This is a genomic window from Paraglaciecola psychrophila 170, assembly GCF_000347635.1.
GTDB lineage: Bacteria > Pseudomonadota > Gammaproteobacteria > Enterobacterales > Alteromonadaceae > Paraglaciecola > Paraglaciecola psychrophila.
The window spans coordinates 2268694-2287998 of sequence record NC_020514.1 but is presented as its reverse complement, the minus strand read 5'-3'; the positions used below and the strand labels follow the sequence as shown (position 1 = coordinate 2287998).

Genomic DNA, 19305 nt, shown 5'->3' with positions numbered 1-19305 from the left:
ATTAAGCCCCTAATTAATTTACTTGATTAGTGAGTGACTACAGACACAAAACCGTCTGGATCAGGTGTGATCATCAATGGCGCTGATTGAGTCATGACAAACTCAGCTGACGGATCAGGTTGAGTCCAATTTTTTTGGCCAGCGAGATGTTGAAACCATGGCATCAACATCTTGAATTGCGCCGTAAGCTCTTACTCCATCATAAGCAGTGTTGCCCATAAGTAAGTTATTTGCAGGCATGTAGTAAGACTTTTCGTTTGTTTCTGGGTCTGTGTATTGCCCGGTATAAACCCAGATTTGCACATCACCAAAATAACCTTTAAAACTCGTAACCATTCCAAGATCTTTTGTGGCGGTTTCCATTTCTGAAGAACTACCACGGCGAGTATCAAGCTTTTCTTTTACTGCTGTGAATGAACTGAATTTAGTCCAAGTGCCTTTACCCATCACAAAAACGTTTATCGCACCGGTGGCGTTAGCTGCCCAAGTCGTTAAATCGTCAGTTGGGTCATAAGTGGCGGGGTCAACAGTATCCCACTTAGCAGCGCCAACAAGAGTGATGTTATTAGCTGCAGAGCGCGCAAAATCAACAACTTGCTCGGGGTAATCTTCACCTTTAACAGTTACAGATCCAGTTAATACAGCCTGTGCAGCCATCCATTCTTCACGATAAGTAATAGACTTATCTTGTCTCATTAAATAATCAGTGATCGCGGCTTGTTTGCGCTGTGCTGGTGATAAGTCACCAAGGTAAGTTTCACCAGGTCTACGCTTTAACATTTGACCGGGTTTGACTGTGTTTTTAGGTTTTACGTAGGCAGGCTTGAAGCTTTTCATCGTGCCGCCACGCTCTTTGTGTACCTTGCCAGCAACTACAGGTGATACGAACGGGGCCATGACCACATCTTCTGATATATGATCAAAGTGGATGCTTTCATCTTCCGAAGTAATAACACTTGGGAAAAACAAGGTTAAAAAGAAAGGGTCAAACTTGCCTACCGTTTTTACGATATCAAGCATGGTGCTGGTATTTAATGCATTAAATGACATGAGTATTCCTTAAAGCGCTGCGGCTTGGGTTTGAAGACTAATTGGAGTGCCAACAAAAGCTAAAAGCTTTTCTGCAGCGGTGAAATTTGCATGGAAAGCGATTTGCGCAGTGTCAAACGTGCCAGATTTATAAACTTGCGCTTTAACATCGCCGCCTGTTGCATCAATTGCTTGTGCAGTGATGTACTTTGGCGTTTGACTACCGTTTGTTGCATCGGGGTCACATTCTACAAACTTGCCGCTTAGTGTGACTTGACCAATTGGAACCGCTGCCGCTAAATCTTCGCCAGATAAAATGGTAACGCTTGTTGTGGCAATTTCATCACTGCCACTTGTGATGTCTACATAGGTGAGTGCTTCAGTTGTCATTACTTCTCTCCGGTAACTTTATTATAAGATGCGACATACTGGCTTGCTTCAGATTGCTCTGAATCTTGGCCCATTGCGCCGATATTTGGTTGCTCGATTGAAGCCATAGCAGCGTCGAGGCTATTGCCGTCATCAGCTGAGGCGTTTTGCTCTGGTGATGCGGCCAAAACCGCCACCGCTGATACAGCATCAAGATCGGTTTTAAATGCAAGGTGAAGGGCTAAATCGCTTCGGCCCTCTGCTTCTGGTGCACCGATGATTGCAGCACATCGCGCTTTCTGATCGACCACTACTTCGGCCTGTTCCGTTTCACTAACTGCGGCAATTGATGCCGGGGCGGTTTTGTCTTCGGTTGTCACCGATTCAGCCGCCGCGTTTTTGCTTGGATCACTCATGGTGACACTCCGTTGGTTTGACCCGTCCGGTGTGGACAGATACTGTTTAAAATGGCTTATGATGTTATGCGAGTTAATTAACTCGTCGGCCAAGCCTGCGTTTATTGCTTCTTGACCTGTGTATGTCCTTGCTTCGGTGTCGATTACTTGCTGTATATCAATGCCGATATTTCTTGAAACTTTTTCAGCAAATTGCATTTTCAAGGTGTTGCACTCAGCCTTGAATTGTTCGTAAACATCATCAGGCAGGTTTTTGTAAGGGTTGCCGTCAACTTTATGGGCGCCAGAATAGATCAGCGTTATTTCCATGCCGGACTCGTTTAACATTCCCTCATAACTGACGTGTATTTGAATAACGCCTATTGAACCGCTAATTGCTGTTTGTGTGGTTAGGCGTCTATCTGCTGCGCTGCCTATGCACATTGCCCCGCTACACGCCATATCGTCATATAACGACCAAACAGGCTTGGCGCCTTTGTTTTCGTAGATGTGATCACAGGCATCAAAACAACCGGCCACTGTTCCACCGGGTGAGTTGACTATAAATAAAATGCCCTTGACGTCTGGGTCTGCATTTGCAGAGTCAAAAAGCGAAACAATGGCTTCATATCCTGAGTAATAATTGCCAATGTAGCCATGTCCATGCAATAGCGTACCGTTTACCGGAATAACCGCGATCCCATCAACAAATGTGTAAGGCTTAGATTCGTAATTTCCAGAAGAAGCAAACCGAGCAAAAGAGGCTTGCACTATGCGAGGCTTGTCTTGATCATCAAGTAAACCGTTTTGGTCAACTAAACTAATTGAGTCACGATTTTTTAAAGTCAGCGAGCCAATTAATGACTTTGCTGACTTGGGTTCCATCGCTATAAATTGATTTGTGAAATTATTTAACATGGGCATAAAAAACCGCTTAAGCGGCTTCTCCTTTTTTGACTGGTTCTTCTGGTGTCTCGGCTTCATTTAGTAGCATTGCCATAGCCCAACTCGGCGGCGGCAACCCTGCGGCTTTTCGTTCTTCTGTTTCCCTGACTTGCTGGCTGAATATCTCTTGATAATCTTCACCTTGAATAGCTAGTTCTTTTTCATATGTTGACAAGCCAGATTCAATCCTTAATACGGCCTCTTTAACTTCCTTAAGTCCGTCAATTGCCAATCTACCTTGACCGATCCATTCGCTGTTACACCATGCTGATTTACGTTCATAGAAACCGTATTTAGCTTTTCGGGGTAATTTAATTATTTTCTTGTTTATCGCTTCTTCAAGCCATAGTGAAAATACAGACGAAGCAAACCCAGCGGCGATCACTTTTCTTTCGCCCATAAAGTAGCGCCATGATTCAAGCATTGAAGCCCTAGCGCTTGAGTAATTAACCTTTGAATAATCTCTAGTTAACTGCTCTTTACTTACCCCCATACCTGCAGCCGTATAGCCCAGTATTGAAGATTCAAGGGCGGCAAAGCCGTTATCAGCATTACCCGGTGTTTTTAGGTTTAATTGTTCGCCTGGGAATAGATGGGGTATTTTAACGCCGTTCATTTTGACGCTTGCGCCCTTGTGATACTCTGCAGAAAAAGCCAAATGATTAGCTAGTCCTTGTTGCATTTGCTCATCACCAGTAGTTGCACCCGCGATCATTGCGTGTGCTGTCTCTGAATCTAGATCCGATTCGATAACAGCGGCATACATTGCGCTAACAACTGCATTTTGCAATTTAGTTACCTGCAACTTGTCGATCATGAATAACTGTTCCATGACTGCTAAAAATTTATTTGCGCCTCGGCTTTGTCCATCTTCACGGGGTTCAAATGTATGAATGAATTGCTGGCGTCCCCATCTTGTTTCTCTTGGGACTCTGCGCCACTCACCATAACCATAACCGTTTAAAGATTCCGAAAAGCCGTAACGAGGGTTTAGCACATGATAAGCAATGGCAGCGCTGTTTCTGTCTTGTTCAATCCCTCCGCGCAAAAATTGAGAATCAGTTGTTGCATTAGGATTTGATACGCGCTTGGGTGAAATCATTTTAATAGATGTTTTAAATAAACTCCCTGGGCGTTCAATCCACTCTGCTGATGCCATCGACTCACCTAAAATCACATGTGTTGCGACTGTTTCACGCACCATCATTGTGAAAGTTCTTTTTCTTTCAGCATCCAGATAGCAACCAACGGGATCTTCAGCGTGTTCTCTAAATGCTGATTCAACATCTGTTGCCAAATCTCTAGCATCTCGCTCACTAATTCCCAGTGTTCGCCAGTTTGGCTTATAACTAAGCCTAAATAGCGAACCAACAATATTATCAACATGAAGCTGAACCGCGCCATTTGCGTAACCATGATTTTTTACTAAATCTTCTGCCCTTGCGTTCCCTTGCTGCAGAGTTGGCAACAAACCAGCGTCAGCCATTTTTAGGCTTGGGTTCCATTCTGCAAGCTGATCACCAAGTCCAGAACCAGCGCCAGCATATGAAGAAGCCATTGGCTTACCATGCATATCTAATATTTTACTTTGCATTAAAACCGAACTCCTGCTGGCGGTCTGCGCTTACCAGTGTCATTTACTATTTGATTAAGCGTTTCGATGTAGTTTGTTAACTGGCGTAAGGATCCTTGCGTGTACTCCACTGTCATTCCGTCTTTAGTGACTTTAACCACTGCCGTTCCGGTCATTAGCTTGTGTCTAGCCGCTTGCGCCTCTGCCAATTGATTAATTTGCTCAGTCGTTGCCATTGAATAACCTGCCTATATCTTGAATTTTATTGATTTTTTTGGCGCCCGATTGGCTATTGATGACCAAGCTATCTAAATCAAGCGACATGTATTGCTGTGCGACTCGTAAAGCCGCAAGGTTGTAAACCTCACAATCCAGCTTTTCGTTTCGCTTGCCTGGTGGATTGATCCACCTGTAAGATTTTTGCCCTTTGATCACTACTACTTTTTTGACCTCTGCTAGTAGTTGTTCAAAAAAACCTAAGTTGCACCATTCTTTAATCGGAAAATGCATACAACCGGGTCTTGGCGTTCCAACTTCACTAAGTTGAATGCCTACACGGTCATAGATAATGTCTTTCGCGTTGTCGGTGCCTATCATTATGAGATAGACGCCATGAGCATTTTTCTTTCGGGGTTTAGTTGCAACCGGCTTACCGTATTGACTCTCGCCCTTACCAGGGTAAAGCCTCATAATTCCAAAGCGCTTGGTGAATTTGTAAACCTCGCCGGTATAATGCCCACCTGAATCAAACACCCCCGTTGCCCAGTTCATTACCTGCCCGTTTGCTTTTTTGTAACTTTTCCTAAGCGGCTTTTCTAACTGGTCCCAAAATTCTGAAACGGAAGGATCACCGTGAACTTCAAACTGATCAATCGTGTAACTCTCTTCGCCTGCAGTCCATCCCTTGACTGTAAATTCAGCCCAGTGATCTTGCATATCCCCGCCAACGGTAATATAAACAACCTCGTCGGGTACTTCTGCTGCGTAGTGCTCACGCCTTGCCAGTAATTCTTCAGGTTTGGTTTTAACTCTTTCCGTTTCCTCAAACGCTTCGCCCAGGGTGGTGTTTATAAAAGACTTGAGCGCCATCGAATCGGCTTGAGCTTTGTACCATTCGGTCACAATTGTTGACCATGGCGAAAAATTAGAATAAATAGACCAAAGCCTAAACCCCACCACTTCTGGCGTTGCAGTTATTTTTTTATTTGCGGGAAATCCTTCAGACTCGTAAAAAGTAATGCCGTCATAAGTGGCCATGCCTTCTTCACTTATCCAATATCCCTGAACATCTAAATCAAGAAACTCTGAATAACTGAATGTGTCTGAGCATGAATTGCAACGGTACTTTGCAGACTTAGCAACCTTGCTTTTAGGTAGTGTTTTATCCCACTCCAAGCCGTAAACCGCACCCTTACCGCCAAACACTAACGTTTGAAATGTGCCGCAATGCTTACAAGGTATGTAACGTTGAAATTTTTGATCAGATGCTTCATAAGCTGTGGTTATTTGGCAGAAATTTTTAATCGTTGGGGAAGAACCTCTTATTGATTTACCAAAAGCCGACCCGGTTAATCTTTTGTCACCAATGAATGTTGCTGACCCATCGCCTTCAATATCTAAATCAAACTGTGATAGCTCATCGTATATCGCCGAATCAAGAGACAACTCACGGAAATTTTTTGCAGCCTTACCACCAAGCAAAAACAGTTCACGCCCATTGGTAAACGATTTATTCTCAATCGTATTCTCGGGGCATTTCTTTCCAATATAAGGAAACACTGACCTGATTGGTCCAACATCCCTAAGCATGGGTGCTATATGTTTTTTACTAAACCTGTCCCTTGCTCCGTCATCGGGTTGCCAAACACCGATATTTCTTTTTTTATGTTCAATACCGTAAGCAATGGCCGCACAAACTAATTTTGTATAACCAACACGCGCCGACTTTAACCAGTTGACCTCCCTGATATCGTCGTTGCACATTGCATTTAGAATAGCTATCTGACTTGGCGCGGTTTTCCAATTGCCTTCAATGTATGAAGACTCAGACGACATATAAAAGTGTTCGTCGGCCCATTCAACGCCGGTTAAAGGAGGAGGCCGATACAAAACACTTGCGCCTTCCCTTAACGCGGCTTTAAACTTTCGCTTCTGCCTCGGTGACAACTTCATCTATAATATCGTCTAAATAGCTATCAAGCTTTGAAGCTTCATTTTGATACTTGATAGTCTCAGATTTAATGAAGTCAATTATTCTCTGCTCGATTTCTGGGTGTCTACGTTTAATGTTCGGTGCGAGTGAATCCAATGTTGATCCAATTCGCGCTAGTATTTTTGTTAAGACATCTCTGGCGGCTTCAACCGGTATTGCTCGGCCTTCTAGTATTTCGTTCTTGATTTCTTGCGTGATCCGTTGCTGCCGTGTCAGCATCGCCCTTTCGTCATCAATATTGATATCTGATGAATCAGGGTTCACACGGTTGTTGTATTTTTTAGTCTCGTTTTCAATCCGATTTTCAATGACGTCAGTGAACAAAAAAACAACTGCCTACCTTCGCGCTTAAATGGTTTTACATTCCATTTATCAAATGCTTGCACTGAAATATTAAGATGCCTTGCCATCTGTGATTTGTTAACTAAATGGTTAGACATTTATTACTCATTTAAACTGCGATTAGGGATAACTAAACAACAACCTGACTCTAAAATGGTTCGTAAATACTGAAGCCTTGCGATGCTGCGTACCCGTGTGCGTCAGGGTGCTGGGAAGTACCTTTTTTGTCAGGTTTCTTTACAACTAAAGCTAAGTGTCAATTTACTTTACAGTTCGTAAGCTTTCTTTACATTGCACTCGAGTAATCGCACCGTATTAGTGCAAATCTATTTTATCTTACTTAGTTGGAACTTGACCGCCCTTGCCATCTCTTTGCTGAAGCGCTGCCTTGCCTTGGATTGCATGAATGCTTTGGTGTATTGCCTTTGAAACTCTTGCCTGATGCTAGGGCCGCTTATTGATTTGAGCTTACCTTTGCCTGTTCTAGTTGTGCCTGATGCCCTCTTAAACACTAGGGTTGCACCATTCTTACCCGTACCAATGAACGTTCCGTCGTATGTCTTACGGCTGCGCCATGCGTTAGCTGTAACGCCCTTAGCCCTGTACCTTCTGCGCTTACCCTTACCTAACTTCGCATTGAAGTGGTTGGGCTTCTTGTATGCTTTAGATACAAAGTTGATTAGGTTCTTAGCTCTGCCTTCGCTGCTATCAACCTTAGCTGTTTGGCTTACCTTGTTGGCCTTTGTTATCTTTAGGTCTGATCTTACGTCCCTTTGACCTATCCCTGTGACTTTGGATAGCATCTTGGTAAGGTCTGATTGAACGCCCTTAACCGTCTTGTTTAATGCTTGGGTTGTTGCTTTGGGTATTGCTGATGCTTTGATTTTATTTAGGTCGTAAGATAATCGCTTAATGTCTGACTTAAGGCTGAGTTCCATTAGTTATTCAAAGTAATTAAGAATAACAATCTCTTTACCTGGTCCCGCGATCACCTTGCCTAATGGATAGTTGGCGTTATATAGAATGATACGGCATTCAGGATAGGCGCCTTGAGTTAGGTCTAATGCCCCTAACTTAAAAGTGACCTCATTGCCTACTATCTCTGCATTAGCGCTATCAGTGTCTATTGCTGATGTAATAGCACTGAACTCAACACGCGCACCGGATAGAGACAGATCAACATAGTCGGTGCCACCTAACGGATCAGACTCAATGGGGATCGTGACTGTACCGTCTCGCCCCTTGTACGCGGTGAGTATCATTGTTATTCGGCTGAATCAGTAGTGATTTGGGTAGCGATTGTGTAAGCATTCTTAGCTAATGTGCCGGCATCAACTACACCACGTACCCATAGAGCTCGATGTTGACCGGCTGGTATATTACCTAAGCTTATTGCGCTGGCTAAATCTGATGCCTCGATAAAGGTAACGGCGTTAGGTGGTGTATTTTTATCAGCGATAGTTTGCTCTGTGCCATTGATTGCGCTAGTGCCTAAGCCAACCGTAAAGTTTACGCCTGCGTGGGCTGTTTCACTGCTAATGTGCACCCTGGTGTTGCTCGCTAATAGACCTGAATCATTATAGAAATAGATACACGCATACTCAGTCACGCCGGGGGTTGTTTCATCACCATCAAACGTATCGAATATATCTGACCCATCCGTAACATTGGCAGTGATGGCCGCGCCTAAATTGTTTGTTGTTTTTCTAAATTCTAATTCTGCTGTTAAAATTGGCATGTGCTACCCCTTTATCGTGAATTTGTAAGATGGCTCAATGACTGAAAGCCGGAATGTTGCGCCATGAGCTAAAAGAGGTTGAACCCCATCAAGTGCAAATGTGATGTTTTTAACTTCGGTTGTTTGCTGCAAAAAACTGGTTGTGATGTTTTTAAATACTGAAACCGTTTCTTTAAATGCTGTTTGTATTAAAAGCTCACCATTAACACGAACGTTTAACGCTGTGTTGATGCTTACTGTTTTAGTAACTCGCTGCTTTAAAGATGAACTAATATTGAATGCTGTATCTATACGCTGAAGTAAAGACGTGGTTATGTTTATTGTTCTACTTACAGTTGCAGCAACGCCAGATTCGAGCAAATCAAAGGTTATGTTTAGAGTTTTAGCTATTCGGCTTTTAAAGCCCGTTGTTATATTTGAAACTGCGCTAACTTGTTCACGCATTGCTGTTTCAATACTCTTTTGACTTATAACGCTTTGATTTACGTTAAATGCAATATTAGATGTACTATCAACACTCTGTAAAAATGAGGTTGTTATGTTTACGGTTTTAATTACTGTAGTTGTTGCACTCGCCCCATTCCAAGAACCGCTTTTATTCCAAGCCATTAGACTGTTATGCCTGTTATTCCTGATCCGTCAGTTGGGGTGTTTGAGCCTTTCCAATATCCATAATATCTAGCGCCAACTAACAAAGGCAATGCTGTTATTGTTGCCGCTTCTGCTGCGAATGTTACTAAACCGCTGTGTATTTGCGTGTGTGTGTCATCGTTAAGGTATATGTAGTGGTCGCCTTTAGGGATGCCAGTTATTGTAATGTTTGCTGTTGATGTTGCTGTTGCTATTGGAGTTACTACTTGGGTCGCTGTGGGTGCTGACTCACCTTCCTCATTATACGCTCTCATAAACACTGTGAATTCGATGTCATTTGTGAGACCTGTAACGGTTCCAGTGTTTGAATCGCCTAAATCTGATTCGTTGTATACCCCATTTCTGCCAACAAACGCTTTGTAGCCCGTAGCTTCTGCAATAGTCGGGCAACTAAACGCTATTTCGGTGTTTCCTGCTGTTGCTGTCATTGCTGGAGCTGCGGGTACTGCTATTTCTACATTTGCGTAACTTGTTGCAGTTATACGACTCATTCCAAACGTTTTAACAGCCCCCGCCGAATTAGTCATTCCCATACCCATGACAACAGGCGTATCAAAGTTATAGCCGCTTAAATCTAGTGTTTCTACTTCTGAGCTACCGTGCAATAAGTAGCCTATATTTTGAGCGGGTATAAGTCTTAAGGCAATTGTTTGTTCAGCTTGGGGGCTTTCTTCTTTATCATCAAGCCAAGATCTTTCAAAACCTATGTGCATTGTAGTCACTTCATTTCTCAACACTGCTGAGTTATTAAAAACTTGTATTTGCAGAGGTGAGTGCTGGTTACTAATTGTAGGAACTACGTTTAGAGCATCTATATTTGAATTGATCACTTGGTTAGAGTAAAGCCCGAATACTCTAGTTACTGGGTCTGAAGAATTTGTTCGTAATCCATCAAACACAAAATCTACAGTGTTATAGTCAGAAGGTGTTACATAAATATCTGTATATAATCTTCCTGACTCTCCGCCGTTAGACACTGCTAACTCAAGTCTGCCGTCTTCTACTGTAGAAAGCGTTCCATTTACTACCGAAATGTCGGAAGGCACACTTTCTGCTGTTCTCAAATCATAATCATAAATCGTGCTAGGTACTGAAAGTCTAGGATTCAGTAGTGTCCATGAAGTTGGTTCATTTACTATTGTAACAAGACCAAACGAATGTATATTTGATGAATCAGAAGCATCGTACACACCATATAAAACACCTTCGTGCATAAATTCTGTAGTGTTTCCTGCGCTCCCTTCATCAAACGTAGAAGAACTTCCTAAACCGATGTAAATTTTTGGCTCTGACACAACGTTTAAATTATCATCTATGAGTATTTCTACGGCGTGTACTTTGTTCATAGAAGTACCAAAAACTCTTAATTTAGCAACAACTGGAATACGCCAATACGCGCCCTCACGAACTGCTGCATGAAACATTGTCAATCCAATAATGTAATCTTCACCGCCCGTAGTTATAGAGTCACTTAATCGCCCTGCATTAGTATCGTATTTATGTACGCGGTCCCAAACAATTAAGTCGTTAGAACCCCAAAGCATTCTTCCACCATTCCGCTCGTCAGCACCTCCTCCAAAAATAGAATTACCGATGTAGCTATACGGAATATTAGGAAATGGGTTAACGCCAAAATTGAAGTAGCCTGTATGCCCATCACCAGCAAGGTATCTCGGATTGTAATCAAGTATAATGCCTTGCCTAGTGTAATTTATACCGTCTGTGCTGGTTGCTCTTACTGTGTTTTGAGTTTCAAACCCATTGTAATTATTATTACCGCTATTATGGTAAGTTAAGGTTAAAGTCCCACCAACATTAATAACATCAAACGTTTCTGTTTGATAACCTACCGCTGTGTCCACAAAAATAGGGTTACTTGTTGGCGTAGCAGGTTCAGCACTAAATAAATATGCAAATTCAGCATTGCCGCTTATATCGTCCCAATATTGCCAGTTTGCAGATAATGCAGGGTCACCTTTTATGGCCAGTAACCACAATCCACCGTTACCTCCTGTTGCAGTGTTGCTGGCATCGTCGTGGTCTGTCGAAGTTAGTATAACAGTATGCCAAATTTGGCTGGGCCAATTCGGAATATCATAACCCTTAATTGATTTTGGTAAAAATACGCCGTTATTGGTCCCCATTGATTGAGGCGATGCTTTAAGCTGCCCCAGTTTTGTCGCTGTTCGTTTTAATCCGCTTATAATTGCCATTGTTTATATACCATTATTCAATAATTCTGAACTCACCCAATATAAATTTTCAGGTGAAACTTTGTGTGCAAATTCAGAGTCGAATGCGTCTGAAGCGTGAGCGACTAATTCAGAGCAAAACCATTTATCAGGATCCTGTACTCGCATATGAAGTAAGCCGCCCCATAAACCACGTTGGTCAAAGTCTTTGCCAATTAACGCTTTTGCTTTGTCAATATCACCAGCTATGTGTCTAATGCAAGTGTCATCGTATCGAAGCTCGAACGCTTTTAATTTAGTTCTTGCGACACCTTTGCAGCCAATCGCTTCAATAACATGTTCGCCGTCTATGATTCCAACGTGTGACCAATCAGACCAGGTGTAAAGTCTTATGACCTTACTGATAATGTTGCCGTTATTTCTTGCGAAAATGACTTTCATGATTAATCTTCTTTGTTAAAATCTCGGTTGTGAATTTCCATCCTTACCTCGTGATACTCTTCCTTTCTTGCGGCTTCTTCGACATCACGCTTGTCTTGCCTGCGTCTGAAATAGTAATTAGTAATGCAGGTGACTAAAGCGAGTATTAACCCTATGAACATCATTATAAATTCGAGGTTAAGCGCTCCAAATAATGCAACAGCCCCATTAGTTATGTAACTTGTGACCGTGTACTTGTCAGCTATCATTTACTTTACAACCCCAAGCGCTTTGTTTTTATCGCTGCTGCTTTTGGTTGTGCCTACCCAATACGCTATTGAAGCGGTCCAAGCTGTAAGAATTTGGCCAAAAACCATGTAAATAATATTTGCGTTATCGGGCGGAATCACCATGATAAGCAAGGCAGCCAAGCCACCAGCAACCATTGCAGTTAATAACAGGCATAGAATCGCCGGCATATTGCTATCTTTGTGGTTTTTTCTGGCGCTGTCTCTGTCTTGAACTTCAAGTTTAAATACATCAACGCCCAACTCTTCCATTTTTAATTTAAAATCAGCGTCTAATTGCTTTATTTGTAGTAATTGATCTGGATTTGCGCCAAGAATAAAACTTTCTAACTCCTGCTCATTTGCATTTTCATTGCCCAGTAATGCAGTAGACAGCATTTTAATTGCGCCACCAGCCATGGGGCCACCAAGAGCGGTACCAAGTACCGGGGCGATACTCTTAACTATTGATTTCCAATTCATGGTTTCACCAGTTCAAAATGCGGAAGGTCTGAAAATGTTTGGTCGGTTGTTCTTCCGTCCATATCCCAATCGCCGCCCCATCGCAAAACGTGGGTGATCTTCTTTTGTTCGTAAAGCTGAATAGCTAATAACTGGGCAAAACCTGCAAATTTAGCGAATGCTTTGGCGTCTTCCCAATCAGTATTTTTTAACTCAACAAAATAAGGACCTGAATCAATGGCCATGCTGGGTAATGAGTTGTGTTTAGAATCAGGCCATTGAAGTTGACTAAGATCATCAAAAAAAGCTTTGTTCTGTTCTGCTTCTTCTCTATGTCCACAAAATACAGAGCAATCAATATATTTGATTAGTTCATTCCATATTGTTTGAATGTCAATATGACAAGATGCTAGTCGCGTCGCAGAAGTTTTGCTGTAAGTTGGCATAGATTTCTCAGACATAAAAAAGCCCCAACGATAAGGTTGAGGCAAAAGGGAGTTTGGTTAGGCTGTGGAAATACCCACAATAGAATAATTATACATAGTTTTACGGGTCTCAAAACGCAACATGTGGTCGCTTAAACGCAACATGTGGTTATTTACCCCGTAATAATCACAATAAACCTAGCAAGTAGTTTTCACCCTCTCTTGTATAGTAGTTATCTAAATCTTCCTTTTTAGGGTTGGCTTTTGAAAGTGATGTTTTATATTTGATTATTATTGATCTTCTATAACTGCTTGTGAGTTTGTTTAGTGCTTCTGTAACGTTAGATATATGCTCTGGCTCATGAGCGTTATCTGAAAGATGGCTAAATAAGTGAAGATCTGATGAAGCCCATATTTGAGTTTTCAGCATTTCACAAATGCGCGAAGTAGTTGATATGCTTGCGTAACCCGATCCCAATTCTTGAGTGGCCTGAAACATACCCCAAACTTTTAGCTGGTACCTAACTTCTTCTATAGTCTTATGCGGCATTTTTGGCTAACTCCCGCGCCTCAATCATATTAAAGTGAAGGTAATCAACAATCATCTGAACATCATCATAAGAAGGCTTTGATCTGCCCGACTCCCAGTTATAGACAGTATTTACAGCAAAACCTAAGCGACCGGCAAACTCGGTTCTGTCTCTATAACCCCTAGCCAACCTAACAGCCTTGATTATTTTTCCACCTTCACTGATTTTTTTTGTCACGCCAGCCACCTTTTATGGTTTAGTTGTTTGCCGCTCACTATCTAGGGCTTCGTAATGCTCGTCTTTGGGCTGTGGGTATGTCATTTAGAGCCCGTTATATCTGAATTTATAGTCGCAAAACTTACAGTCATATCTAACCAAACCATCAACACGCCCTCTTTTCATTAAAGTAAAACCTTTGCAGTTTGGGCATACACCATCGTAATTAACGCCAGGGCCAATTTTTGCGGTTTTATCTAACGTTTGCTGTGGTGGCCAAACCTTCACGTTTTCTTTTTTCATTTAATGCCCATTTGCAAAACAACAAAAGGCCAAACTAATATAGTGAAAACCTTAAGCCCCTTTACTTTTTGCAATCTGGCGGTTATCGATATGGTGATAACTAAAGAGTAAACGCCGCGACCGGCTATTAAATAAAGAATTGCGGCCAATATGTATAAAGTCATGTTGCTAAATCCTCGACTGATTCAATAGCAAATTTAATGTATTCATCACCTTTTTTTGACATCTACACCAGCCACCATTAACAAGCGGATCCGACTGTCATTAAAACCGTATTTTTTCTGCAAACAATCCTGAAACATTTTTACCGGGTTATCGATATCGCTGGCTTTTGAACTAAAACCAAACTCTAAGCGCAGCAATAACCGACCTTCTGGAATGTTGATTTTTGGCAATGATAAAAGCACCGCCCGTTCATAGGCTATGTAATCATCAGTCTTATAGCGTCTACCCTGCCATGCTTTGTTTACTGATAAAGGCTTTATGTTCACTGTGTTCATGCTGGCACCTTAATTAATCCGATTTGTTCCCAATGCTCGCGCGTTCTTTCTGCGCCTTCTTTGGCCCATAGTTTTAATTCAATGGCTGTAAACGGTGTTCTTGTTCGTCCGTCAATAGCGTCATGACATGCAGAGCAACAAAAAGAGCCTTCAATGTCTCTACTCTTGCCGCCCCAGCCAGCACCGCTACCAACGTGCGCAAGAATAGTGGTTTCAGGGTTAAAATTGCACACACTGGGTATGCGAATGTTGCATTCTTGGCCTCTTGCTGAATTGCGTAACTTGTTTGATTTAGACATTACGCCGCCCTCTCAAAACTAGTGCATTTCACAATTACAGTGCTTTCAGATATCGATTTTATCTTTGGCATTTCGCTGAATTTGAGGCCTGAACAGTCTTTAAACTTATTTTTGCAAGTAAGACACATGCCGCCTTTTGGTTGGTGGGTCATACTTTTATAACCTCTAATTTTTCATAAACTGCGCTCAAATGGCCTTTAATCTCCATCCTTCTTAATGCGCTGTACATATATGATCGTTCGGCTTGTGAATTGGACTCAAAAGGGCAATTTATCCATTGAGTATTGGCTGGCCAACCGTGAATTGCTTTTATTGTTTTAGGTTTGGCATAAAGCAATCCCCAACCTTCCGGCAATTCTTCAGCTTTAATTAGGTCAGATGGGCAAAGATAAAATCGCCAATCACCCATACCAAGCTCGGGGGATCCCCTGAATTTCTTTTTCTTATCCGCTAAAAAATCAGAGCGAGATACCTTCACCTCAATTAAACAGCTAACGTTATTCCTAAACCCCATTACGTCTGGAATTTCACCGGTCGGCGTTACCGCTTGAAACCTGTCATCAAAGCACACGCCAAAACCATTGCTTTTCAGGTATTTTGCAGCCCGAAGGCAAAGCTCATTATGTAATTCACTAGCCATTACGAAAGGTTTTCTAAAAAATCTGAAATGTTCGCGCAAAACAGAAATACACAAAACCCCAATATCCCTACCAAGGCCCCCACTACAGAGCAGAATAAAATTAATATTGTTAAATCATTCATGTCTTAACCACCCTATATTTTGCCGCTTCTGTTTTAAGATACGTGTTGGCCAACTTTCTTTTGTCACCGCCGCCACCGCCGTAAATCTTTGAATATTCAGTGCAGGCAGATTGTCTTAATTCACTTGGTATAATTTTTAGCATTGCAGTTATCCAACTAAGATCAGACTCGCGTTTATGCCTGTAGTAATACTGAGGCGGGTATATGCTAATGATCATGCCGCTTCACCAATCGATTTCTCTGCTTTGTAATTCTTGTAGGCTTCCGCTGCATCAATTAAAAGTTGGGTTTTACTGTCGCATGTTCTGATGTGCCAAAAAGTACAAAGAATGACCCTATCGCTTTTCAATGCGTATTGATTTAAACCGTGTGCCGGGGTGTGCTTGGGTGAGATGTTTACTATTGCTATCATGCTCTAAGCTCCAATCGTCGAATTTCTGGCATATTTGAATCAACTAGAGCTTTTGCTAGTGGTGGAGAAACTGAATTCCCGCACCTGGCAACTTGATTTTGCTTGGTTACCTTATTTCCATTTTTGTCTATATCGATTATGTAATCAGATGGAAAACCTTGGGCGTTGAATAATTCGCGTGGGCTAAACATTCTCATACCGATGTCTACAATCTGATAATCCTCTCCCTTAATAGTTACTAGTCCAAACCTATCTCGAGTTGTAACTGTGTGCAGTGGTTCGTTTAAATTGCACCCGTCTTTTTCATTGCCATAATATTTAATTAAAAAGGCTCTAACTTCACCATGATGATTACCGCCGGCTGTTATTGTGTGTAGTGGTTCATCAGTTTTATGTCCAACATTTGTACCGCGTAGCTTTATAATGTGGCTCGTAACTAACGAGTTATGATCCTTAGTTGTAACGGTGGGTAATGGCTTATCAACACCTACCCCCACTACGCCAGTGTAATGCTTTGCTATAAACGCCGTGACTAGTGCAAAATGACCGCCTTTTACCCCCGCGCATATTGTCCTTAGTGGCTCATTCAATGGCATGTTTCGCTGGTTGCTGGCGTTGGCGTGTTCTGTAATGAACGGTGCAACCTCATTTACTATAAAAGGCTTATCACTATCGATTACATAGCGCTGTATACCCTTTGCAATTCTTTTTAAGGTGTTTTCGGCTAATGGTTTTTTACGTTCAAATATAGATGGGCAAGGTATAGACCAATCAATGCATTCTGCTGCAGTCTTCCAAGGTTTTAATTTGCCTCGTTTAACAAGTAATGAATCTGGCGCCGCATGAGTAGGTTTTGGCCATTCTATTTTTTTGCCGTCTCTTCTAGCAACTAAAAACAGGCGTTTTCTTATTGTTGGGGCTCCATAGTCACACGCGCGAAGCTCTTTAAATTCCACCTGGTAACCTTGACGCTTTAATGCATTAACAAAAGAGTTAAATGTTTGGCCTTTTTTATCCTTATCGGGCATTCCATCTTTTAAAAGTGGACCCCAAGTTTTAAACTCCTCTACGTTTTCTAACATTATTACTCTTGGACGAGTTGTTGCAGCCCACCTAATAACTATCCATGCAAGACCACGAATATTTTTACTAACCGGCTTTGAACCTTTAGCTTTGGAAAAATGTTTACAATCAGGACTAAACCAAGCCAAGCCAACTGGCAGGCCGTTAACCACTTTTCGCGGATCAATATCCCAAACTGATTCGCAAAAATGCTGTGTTTCAGGGTGGTTCATTTCGTGCATTTGAATTGCATCAATATCATGATTAATAGCAATATCAACATGGCGACCTGTTGATTCATAAATGCCTTGACTAGCACCACCACCGCCAGCAAAGTTATCAACCAATAATTCTTTAAAAAGGCTCATAGCTGCACCCCATCAATAACCGCCTGTCTTTTAGCTTCGGCCTGATCTTCTGCTGCTCTGCGTCTTTTAGTTTTGTTTATGTTTACTAGTCTAGCGATTAACGTTTTCTCAGCTGCAATTGTCTTTAGTTGGGTTGGTGTAAGTATGTTCATGCTGAATCCCCTAACTTACTTTTAATCGCCTGATAAACACTACGGCCATCAAATGCGCGTCTAAGTGCGTAAGAACGGATGTATGAAATCATTGTGTAACACCCGCCAAGCAATAAATTTTGACTGATAGATATCTCCCAACCAAAAATTGGAAAAATAAGAATGTTTGCAGTGAAATTAATTGAAAAACCAACAAAGATATTTGTCAGGGCTTCAAGCGCCGAATCTATTTTGCTTTGTGTAGGTGTTTTCATAGTTCCATCAACCTTTCTTTCATTGCAGGGGTTCGCTTGTATGACTGCGCCGTTGCCTGCTGTGTAATCCATCCCTTTGCATAAAGAGTTGTGACTAACGTCATGCTGGCTGATGTGGGTATGTTAAATTCCTCCGATATCTGCTTATGAGTTGGAAAATTATCGTTATCAATGATGTGTTGATTGATAAACTTGGCGCGTTCAAGTTGTTTGGGGGTTAAAGCGATCATGCTGCGGCCCTCTTAGCGTTAGGTCCGTACTTATCCATTAATCGCTGCGTGTTATAACACCAGGTTAAGCCGCCTTTGTCTTCAATTAGCATCGGTTCAAGTTTTGGCACAGATTTCATTAGTTCAGCGACTCTTGGGAAAAAAGTGCTTTTCATTACCGAGTCAGTAACCGCTTTGGTGAATTCATCATCTGAGATGGTTTTTAATGCGTTCCAATAAATTTGAATGACAGACTCACTGTGATCCTTTCCAAAATATTCACACATACCAAGAAACTGTTCGTTGAAGTGTTGGCGGTTCATGACTGTTCACCCATACTCGCTAATTTAGCTGCCATGGATTGTCCAATTGGGCTTAACTTTTGACCTGTTTGAACGGGAAGTTTTTTAGGAATGAATTTTAAAGTGTTACGCATCCAAAAGCGCCAGGCTGGTGTCCAATCATCTCGGCATTCGCCTTTGCTTAAAAAATGGTCAATGAATTGTTTAGTTTCAGAAATAAGATTTACGGTGATTTTTTCTTCTTCTGCCCAAAGTTTCATTTCGTTAGTGAACTGAAAATCTTTAGGAATTGGATTGGATTTATTGACGGAAAAAATTCCGGTGTATGGGGCTTTATTATAATAAGTTTCTTTTGTAATAGTTTCTTTTGTAAGAGTTTCTTTCTTTTGTGTTTCACTAGGTTGTGAACTTTTGTTCACTAGGTTGTGAACTCCGGTACACGAGGTTGTGAACTCGGGTTCACTAGGTTGTGAACTCTGGTTCACTGGGTTGTGAACTTCTGGCTCACTAGGTTGTGAACTTTCATTCACTGGGTTGTGAACTCCCCACTCGCTAACAGTGCTATTTATACCTGTCTTTTTACCGTCTTTAAAAAGTACATTTTTGCTTATTAGGGACTTTATTATATTACTAGCATGACCTTTTGAAAGATTAGTCATATCCATTATTTGGGTGTTGGTAACCCAATCAGATTTTTTATGGAAACTGTAGGTTTTGCGCGCGAAAGCTAAAACAACCCGCATCTCAACCGCTGTTAGCTTTGATTGATTTGATATTATTGTGTCAAAAATATCATGGGCGACCTGTGTATAGCCGTTTTTTAAATCTGCTTTCACTTCCGGCCTCTCGAACTTGATTACTTGCGCTAAATTGTTCATACTTACTCCGTTGTAGTA

General features: G+C 41.8%; 32 protein-coding genes. All 32 read right to left on the bottom strand.

Annotated elements, in window-relative coordinates; translation table 11 throughout:
- Positions 1 to 26 precede the first annotated feature (26 nt).
- Positions 27 to 95, bottom strand: a complete 69-nt coding sequence (locus tag C427_RS29000; RefSeq protein ID WP_457920589.1) for a hypothetical protein — start codon at positions 93 to 95, stop codon at positions 27 to 29.
- 19 nt (positions 96 to 114) lie between these two features.
- A complete protein-coding gene (locus C427_RS09970) occupies positions 115 to 1050 on the bottom strand; it encodes a major capsid protein (protein ID WP_015430773.1) in 936 nt (311 codons plus the stop codon).
- A 9-nt stretch (positions 1051 to 1059) separates the two neighbouring features.
- Positions 1060 to 1419 carry a head decoration protein gene (locus C427_RS09965; protein WP_007636471.1) on the bottom strand — a complete coding sequence of 120 codons (360 nt, stop codon included), beginning with the start codon at positions 1417 to 1419 and terminating at the stop codon, positions 1060 to 1062.
- Positions 1419 to 2717: a S49 family peptidase gene (locus tag C427_RS09960; RefSeq protein ID WP_007636472.1), complete on the bottom strand. Its 1299-nt coding sequence runs from the start codon at positions 2715 to 2717 to the stop codon at positions 1419 to 1421. The genes C427_RS09965 and C427_RS09960 overlap by 1 nt, the downstream gene beginning before the upstream one ends.
- Before the next feature lie 10 nt (positions 2718 to 2727).
- Entirely contained in the window at positions 2728 to 4332 is a 1605-nt protein-coding gene (locus tag C427_RS09955; RefSeq protein ID WP_007636473.1) for a phage portal protein, read from the bottom strand.
- On the bottom strand, positions 4332 to 4547 hold the full coding sequence (locus tag C427_RS09950) for a gpW family protein (protein ID WP_007636474.1): 216 nt from the start codon (positions 4545 to 4547) through the stop codon (positions 4332 to 4334). Before C427_RS09950 ends, C427_RS09955 begins: the two co-directional genes overlap by 1 nt.
- Entirely contained in the window at positions 4534 to 6483 is a 1950-nt protein-coding gene (locus tag C427_RS09945) for a phage terminase large subunit family protein (protein WP_226991089.1), read from the bottom strand. Before C427_RS09945 ends, C427_RS09950 begins: the two co-directional genes overlap by 14 nt.
- Positions 6449 to 6847 carry a terminase small subunit gene (locus C427_RS09940; RefSeq protein WP_015430772.1) on the bottom strand — a complete coding sequence of 133 codons (399 nt, stop codon included), beginning with the start codon at positions 6845 to 6847 and terminating at the stop codon, positions 6449 to 6451. The genes C427_RS09945 and C427_RS09940 overlap by 35 nt, the downstream gene beginning before the upstream one ends.
- Positions 6848 to 7191: 344 nt before the next feature.
- Positions 7192 to 7803: a phage tail protein gene (locus C427_RS09935; RefSeq protein ID WP_007636479.1), complete on the bottom strand. Its 612-nt coding sequence runs from the start codon at positions 7801 to 7803 to the stop codon at positions 7192 to 7194.
- Between the two features lie 3 nt (positions 7804 to 7806).
- A complete protein-coding gene (locus C427_RS09930) occupies positions 7807 to 8127 on the bottom strand; it encodes a hypothetical protein (protein ID WP_007636481.1) in 321 nt (106 codons plus the stop codon).
- Positions 8128 to 8129: 2 nt separating this feature from the next.
- Entirely contained in the window at positions 8130 to 8603 is a 474-nt protein-coding gene (locus tag C427_RS09925; RefSeq protein WP_007636482.1) for a hypothetical protein, read from the bottom strand.
- Positions 8604 to 8606: 3 nt separating this feature from the next.
- A complete protein-coding gene (locus C427_RS09920; protein ID WP_007636483.1) occupies positions 8607 to 9212 on the bottom strand; it encodes a hypothetical protein in 606 nt (201 codons plus the stop codon).
- A complete protein-coding gene (locus tag C427_RS09915; protein ID WP_007636484.1) occupies positions 9212 to 11467 on the bottom strand; it encodes a hypothetical protein in 2256 nt (751 codons plus the stop codon). The genes C427_RS09920 and C427_RS09915 overlap by 1 nt, the downstream gene beginning before the upstream one ends.
- A gap of 3 nt (positions 11468 to 11470) precedes the next feature.
- Complete coding sequence (locus C427_RS09910; protein WP_007636485.1) at positions 11471 to 11887, bottom strand: C40 family peptidase; 417 nt, start codon at positions 11885 to 11887, stop codon at positions 11471 to 11473.
- A gap of 2 nt (positions 11888 to 11889) precedes the next feature.
- Positions 11890 to 12135, bottom strand: a complete 246-nt coding sequence (locus C427_RS09905) for a phage holin (RefSeq protein WP_007636486.1) — start codon at positions 12133 to 12135, stop codon at positions 11890 to 11892.
- Positions 12136 to 12636, bottom strand: coding sequence for a hypothetical protein (locus tag C427_RS09900; RefSeq protein WP_007636487.1), 501 nt, complete (start codon positions 12634 to 12636; stop codon positions 12136 to 12138).
- The gene (locus tag C427_RS09895; protein WP_007636492.1) at positions 12633 to 13076 is read right to left on the bottom strand and encodes a M15 family metallopeptidase domain-containing protein; all 444 of its coding nucleotides are present in this window, start codon (positions 13074 to 13076) and stop codon (positions 12633 to 12635) included. The genes C427_RS09900 and C427_RS09895 overlap by 4 nt, the downstream gene beginning before the upstream one ends.
- 151 nt (positions 13077 to 13227) lie before the next feature.
- On the bottom strand, positions 13228 to 13590 hold the full coding sequence (locus tag C427_RS09890; protein ID WP_226991090.1) for a hypothetical protein: 363 nt from the start codon (positions 13588 to 13590) through the stop codon (positions 13228 to 13230).
- Entirely contained in the window at positions 13580 to 13807 is a 228-nt protein-coding gene (locus C427_RS09885) for a helix-turn-helix domain-containing protein (RefSeq protein WP_007636496.1), read from the bottom strand. Before C427_RS09885 ends, C427_RS09890 begins: the two co-directional genes overlap by 11 nt.
- Positions 13808 to 13891: 84 nt before the next feature.
- A complete protein-coding gene (locus tag C427_RS09880) occupies positions 13892 to 14089 on the bottom strand; it encodes a hypothetical protein (RefSeq protein ID WP_007636498.1) in 198 nt (65 codons plus the stop codon).
- Complete coding sequence (locus tag C427_RS26365) at positions 14086 to 14253, bottom strand: hypothetical protein (protein ID WP_007636499.1); 168 nt, start codon at positions 14251 to 14253, stop codon at positions 14086 to 14088. The genes C427_RS09880 and C427_RS26365 overlap by 4 nt, the downstream gene beginning before the upstream one ends.
- Positions 14254 to 14298: 45 nt before the next feature.
- A complete protein-coding gene (locus C427_RS09875) occupies positions 14299 to 14589 on the bottom strand; it encodes a RusA family crossover junction endodeoxyribonuclease (protein WP_015430770.1) in 291 nt (96 codons plus the stop codon).
- Positions 14586 to 14888, bottom strand: a complete 303-nt coding sequence (locus tag C427_RS09870) for a DUF1364 domain-containing protein (RefSeq protein WP_007636502.1) — start codon at positions 14886 to 14888, stop codon at positions 14586 to 14588. The genes C427_RS09875 and C427_RS09870 overlap by 4 nt, the downstream gene beginning before the upstream one ends.
- A gap of 148 nt (positions 14889 to 15036) precedes the next feature.
- The gene (locus C427_RS09865) at positions 15037 to 15528 is read right to left on the bottom strand and encodes a hypothetical protein (RefSeq protein ID WP_187292388.1); all 492 of its coding nucleotides are present in this window, start codon (positions 15526 to 15528) and stop codon (positions 15037 to 15039) included.
- A 118-nt stretch (positions 15529 to 15646) separates the two neighbouring features.
- A complete protein-coding gene (locus tag C427_RS09860) occupies positions 15647 to 15868 on the bottom strand; it encodes a hypothetical protein (protein WP_034898892.1) in 222 nt (73 codons plus the stop codon).
- Positions 15865 to 16062 carry a hypothetical protein gene (locus C427_RS09855; protein WP_007636512.1) on the bottom strand — a complete coding sequence of 66 codons (198 nt, stop codon included), beginning with the start codon at positions 16060 to 16062 and terminating at the stop codon, positions 15865 to 15867. Before C427_RS09855 ends, C427_RS09860 begins: the two co-directional genes overlap by 4 nt.
- Positions 16059 to 17492 carry a DNA cytosine methyltransferase gene (locus C427_RS09850; protein WP_007636513.1) on the bottom strand — a complete coding sequence of 478 codons (1434 nt, stop codon included), beginning with the start codon at positions 17490 to 17492 and terminating at the stop codon, positions 16059 to 16061. The genes C427_RS09855 and C427_RS09850 overlap by 4 nt, the downstream gene beginning before the upstream one ends.
- Positions 17489 to 17644, bottom strand: coding sequence for a hypothetical protein (locus C427_RS26360; protein ID WP_007636515.1), 156 nt, complete (start codon positions 17642 to 17644; stop codon positions 17489 to 17491). The genes C427_RS09850 and C427_RS26360 overlap by 4 nt, the downstream gene beginning before the upstream one ends.
- Positions 17641 to 17898, bottom strand: coding sequence for a DUF7220 family protein (locus tag C427_RS09845; protein WP_007636517.1), 258 nt, complete (start codon positions 17896 to 17898; stop codon positions 17641 to 17643). The genes C427_RS26360 and C427_RS09845 overlap by 4 nt, the downstream gene beginning before the upstream one ends.
- The gene (locus C427_RS09840; RefSeq protein WP_007636520.1) at positions 17895 to 18128 is read right to left on the bottom strand and encodes a LexA family protein; all 234 of its coding nucleotides are present in this window, start codon (positions 18126 to 18128) and stop codon (positions 17895 to 17897) included. The genes C427_RS09845 and C427_RS09840 overlap by 4 nt, the downstream gene beginning before the upstream one ends.
- Positions 18125 to 18430, bottom strand: a complete 306-nt coding sequence (locus C427_RS09835) for a hypothetical protein (RefSeq protein ID WP_007636521.1) — start codon at positions 18428 to 18430, stop codon at positions 18125 to 18127. Before C427_RS09835 ends, C427_RS09840 begins: the two co-directional genes overlap by 4 nt.
- On the bottom strand, positions 18427 to 19287 hold the full coding sequence (locus C427_RS09830) for a replication protein (RefSeq protein ID WP_007636524.1): 861 nt from the start codon (positions 19285 to 19287) through the stop codon (positions 18427 to 18429). The genes C427_RS09835 and C427_RS09830 overlap by 4 nt, the downstream gene beginning before the upstream one ends.
- Between the last annotated feature and the right edge of the window lie 18 nt (positions 19288 to 19305).

Excerpts from the sequence above, each read along its gene's own strand:
- C427_RS09970 (WP_015430773.1), bottom strand. The coding sequence starts at position 1,050 with ATGTCATTTAATGCATTAAATACCAGCACCATGCTTGATATCGTAAAA.
- C427_RS09965 (WP_007636471.1), bottom strand. The coding sequence starts at position 1,419 with ATGACAACTGAAGCACTCACCTATGTAGACATCACAAGTGGCAGTGAT.
- C427_RS09960 (WP_007636472.1), bottom strand. The coding sequence starts at position 2,717 with ATGCCCATGTTAAATAATTTCACAAATCAATTTATAGCGATGGAACCC.
- C427_RS09955 (WP_007636473.1), bottom strand. The coding sequence starts at position 4,332 with ATGCAAAGTAAAATATTAGATATGCATGGTAAGCCAATGGCTTCTTCA.
- C427_RS09950 (WP_007636474.1), bottom strand. The coding sequence starts at position 4,547 with ATGGCAACGACTGAGCAAATTAATCAATTGGCAGAGGCGCAAGCGGCT.
- C427_RS09945 (WP_226991089.1), bottom strand. The coding sequence starts at position 6,483 with ATGAAGTTGTCACCGAGGCAGAAGCGAAAGTTTAAAGCCGCGTTAAGG.
- C427_RS09935 (WP_007636479.1), bottom strand. The coding sequence starts at position 7,803 with ATGGAACTCAGCCTTAAGTCAGACATTAAGCGATTATCTTACGACCTA.
- C427_RS09930 (WP_007636481.1), bottom strand. The coding sequence starts at position 8,127 with ATGATACTCACCGCGTACAAGGGGCGAGACGGTACAGTCACGATCCCC.
- C427_RS09925 (WP_007636482.1), bottom strand. The coding sequence starts at position 8,603 with ATGCCAATTTTAACAGCAGAATTAGAATTTAGAAAAACAACAAACAAT.
- C427_RS09920 (WP_007636483.1), bottom strand. The coding sequence starts at position 9,212 with ATGGCTTGGAATAAAAGCGGTTCTTGGAATGGGGCGAGTGCAACAACT.
- C427_RS09915 (WP_007636484.1), bottom strand. The coding sequence starts at position 11,467 with ATGGCAATTATAAGCGGATTAAAACGAACAGCGACAAAACTGGGGCAG.
- C427_RS09910 (WP_007636485.1), bottom strand. The coding sequence starts at position 11,887 with ATGAAAGTCATTTTCGCAAGAAATAACGGCAACATTATCAGTAAGGTC.
- C427_RS09905 (WP_007636486.1), bottom strand. The coding sequence starts at position 12,135 with ATGATAGCTGACAAGTACACGGTCACAAGTTACATAACTAATGGGGCT.
- C427_RS09900 (WP_007636487.1), bottom strand. The coding sequence starts at position 12,636 with ATGAATTGGAAATCAATAGTTAAGAGTATCGCCCCGGTACTTGGTACC.
- C427_RS09895 (WP_007636492.1), bottom strand. The coding sequence starts at position 13,076 with ATGTCTGAGAAATCTATGCCAACTTACAGCAAAACTTCTGCGACGCGA.
- C427_RS09890 (WP_226991090.1), bottom strand. The coding sequence starts at position 13,590 with ATGCCGCATAAGACTATAGAAGAAGTTAGGTACCAGCTAAAAGTTTGG.
- C427_RS09880 (WP_007636498.1), bottom strand. The coding sequence starts at position 14,089 with ATGAAAAAAGAAAACGTGAAGGTTTGGCCACCACAGCAAACGTTAGAT.
- C427_RS26365 (WP_007636499.1), bottom strand. The coding sequence starts at position 14,253 with ATGACTTTATACATATTGGCCGCAATTCTTTATTTAATAGCCGGTCGC.
- C427_RS09875 (WP_015430770.1), bottom strand. The coding sequence starts at position 14,589 with ATGAACACAGTGAACATAAAGCCTTTATCAGTAAACAAAGCATGGCAG.
- C427_RS09870 (WP_007636502.1), bottom strand. The coding sequence starts at position 14,888 with ATGTCTAAATCAAACAAGTTACGCAATTCAGCAAGAGGCCAAGAATGC.
- C427_RS09865 (WP_187292388.1), bottom strand. The coding sequence starts at position 15,528 with ATGGCTAGTGAATTACATAATGAGCTTTGCCTTCGGGCTGCAAAATAC.
- C427_RS09860 (WP_034898892.1), bottom strand. The coding sequence starts at position 15,868 with ATGATCATTAGCATATACCCGCCTCAGTATTACTACAGGCATAAACGC.
- C427_RS09855 (WP_007636512.1), bottom strand. The coding sequence starts at position 16,062 with ATGATAGCAATAGTAAACATCTCACCCAAGCACACCCCGGCACACGGT.
- C427_RS09850 (WP_007636513.1), bottom strand. The coding sequence starts at position 17,492 with ATGAGCCTTTTTAAAGAATTATTGGTTGATAACTTTGCTGGCGGTGGT.
- C427_RS26360 (WP_007636515.1), bottom strand. The coding sequence starts at position 17,644 with ATGAACATACTTACACCAACCCAACTAAAGACAATTGCAGCTGAGAAA.
- C427_RS09845 (WP_007636517.1), bottom strand. The coding sequence starts at position 17,898 with ATGAAAACACCTACACAAAGCAAAATAGATTCGGCGCTTGAAGCCCTG.
- C427_RS09840 (WP_007636520.1), bottom strand. The coding sequence starts at position 18,128 with ATGATCGCTTTAACCCCCAAACAACTTGAACGCGCCAAGTTTATCAAT.
- C427_RS09835 (WP_007636521.1), bottom strand. The coding sequence starts at position 18,430 with ATGAACCGCCAACACTTCAACGAACAGTTTCTTGGTATGTGTGAATAT.
- C427_RS09830 (WP_007636524.1), bottom strand. The coding sequence starts at position 19,287 with ATGAACAATTTAGCGCAAGTAATCAAGTTCGAGAGGCCGGAAGTGAAA.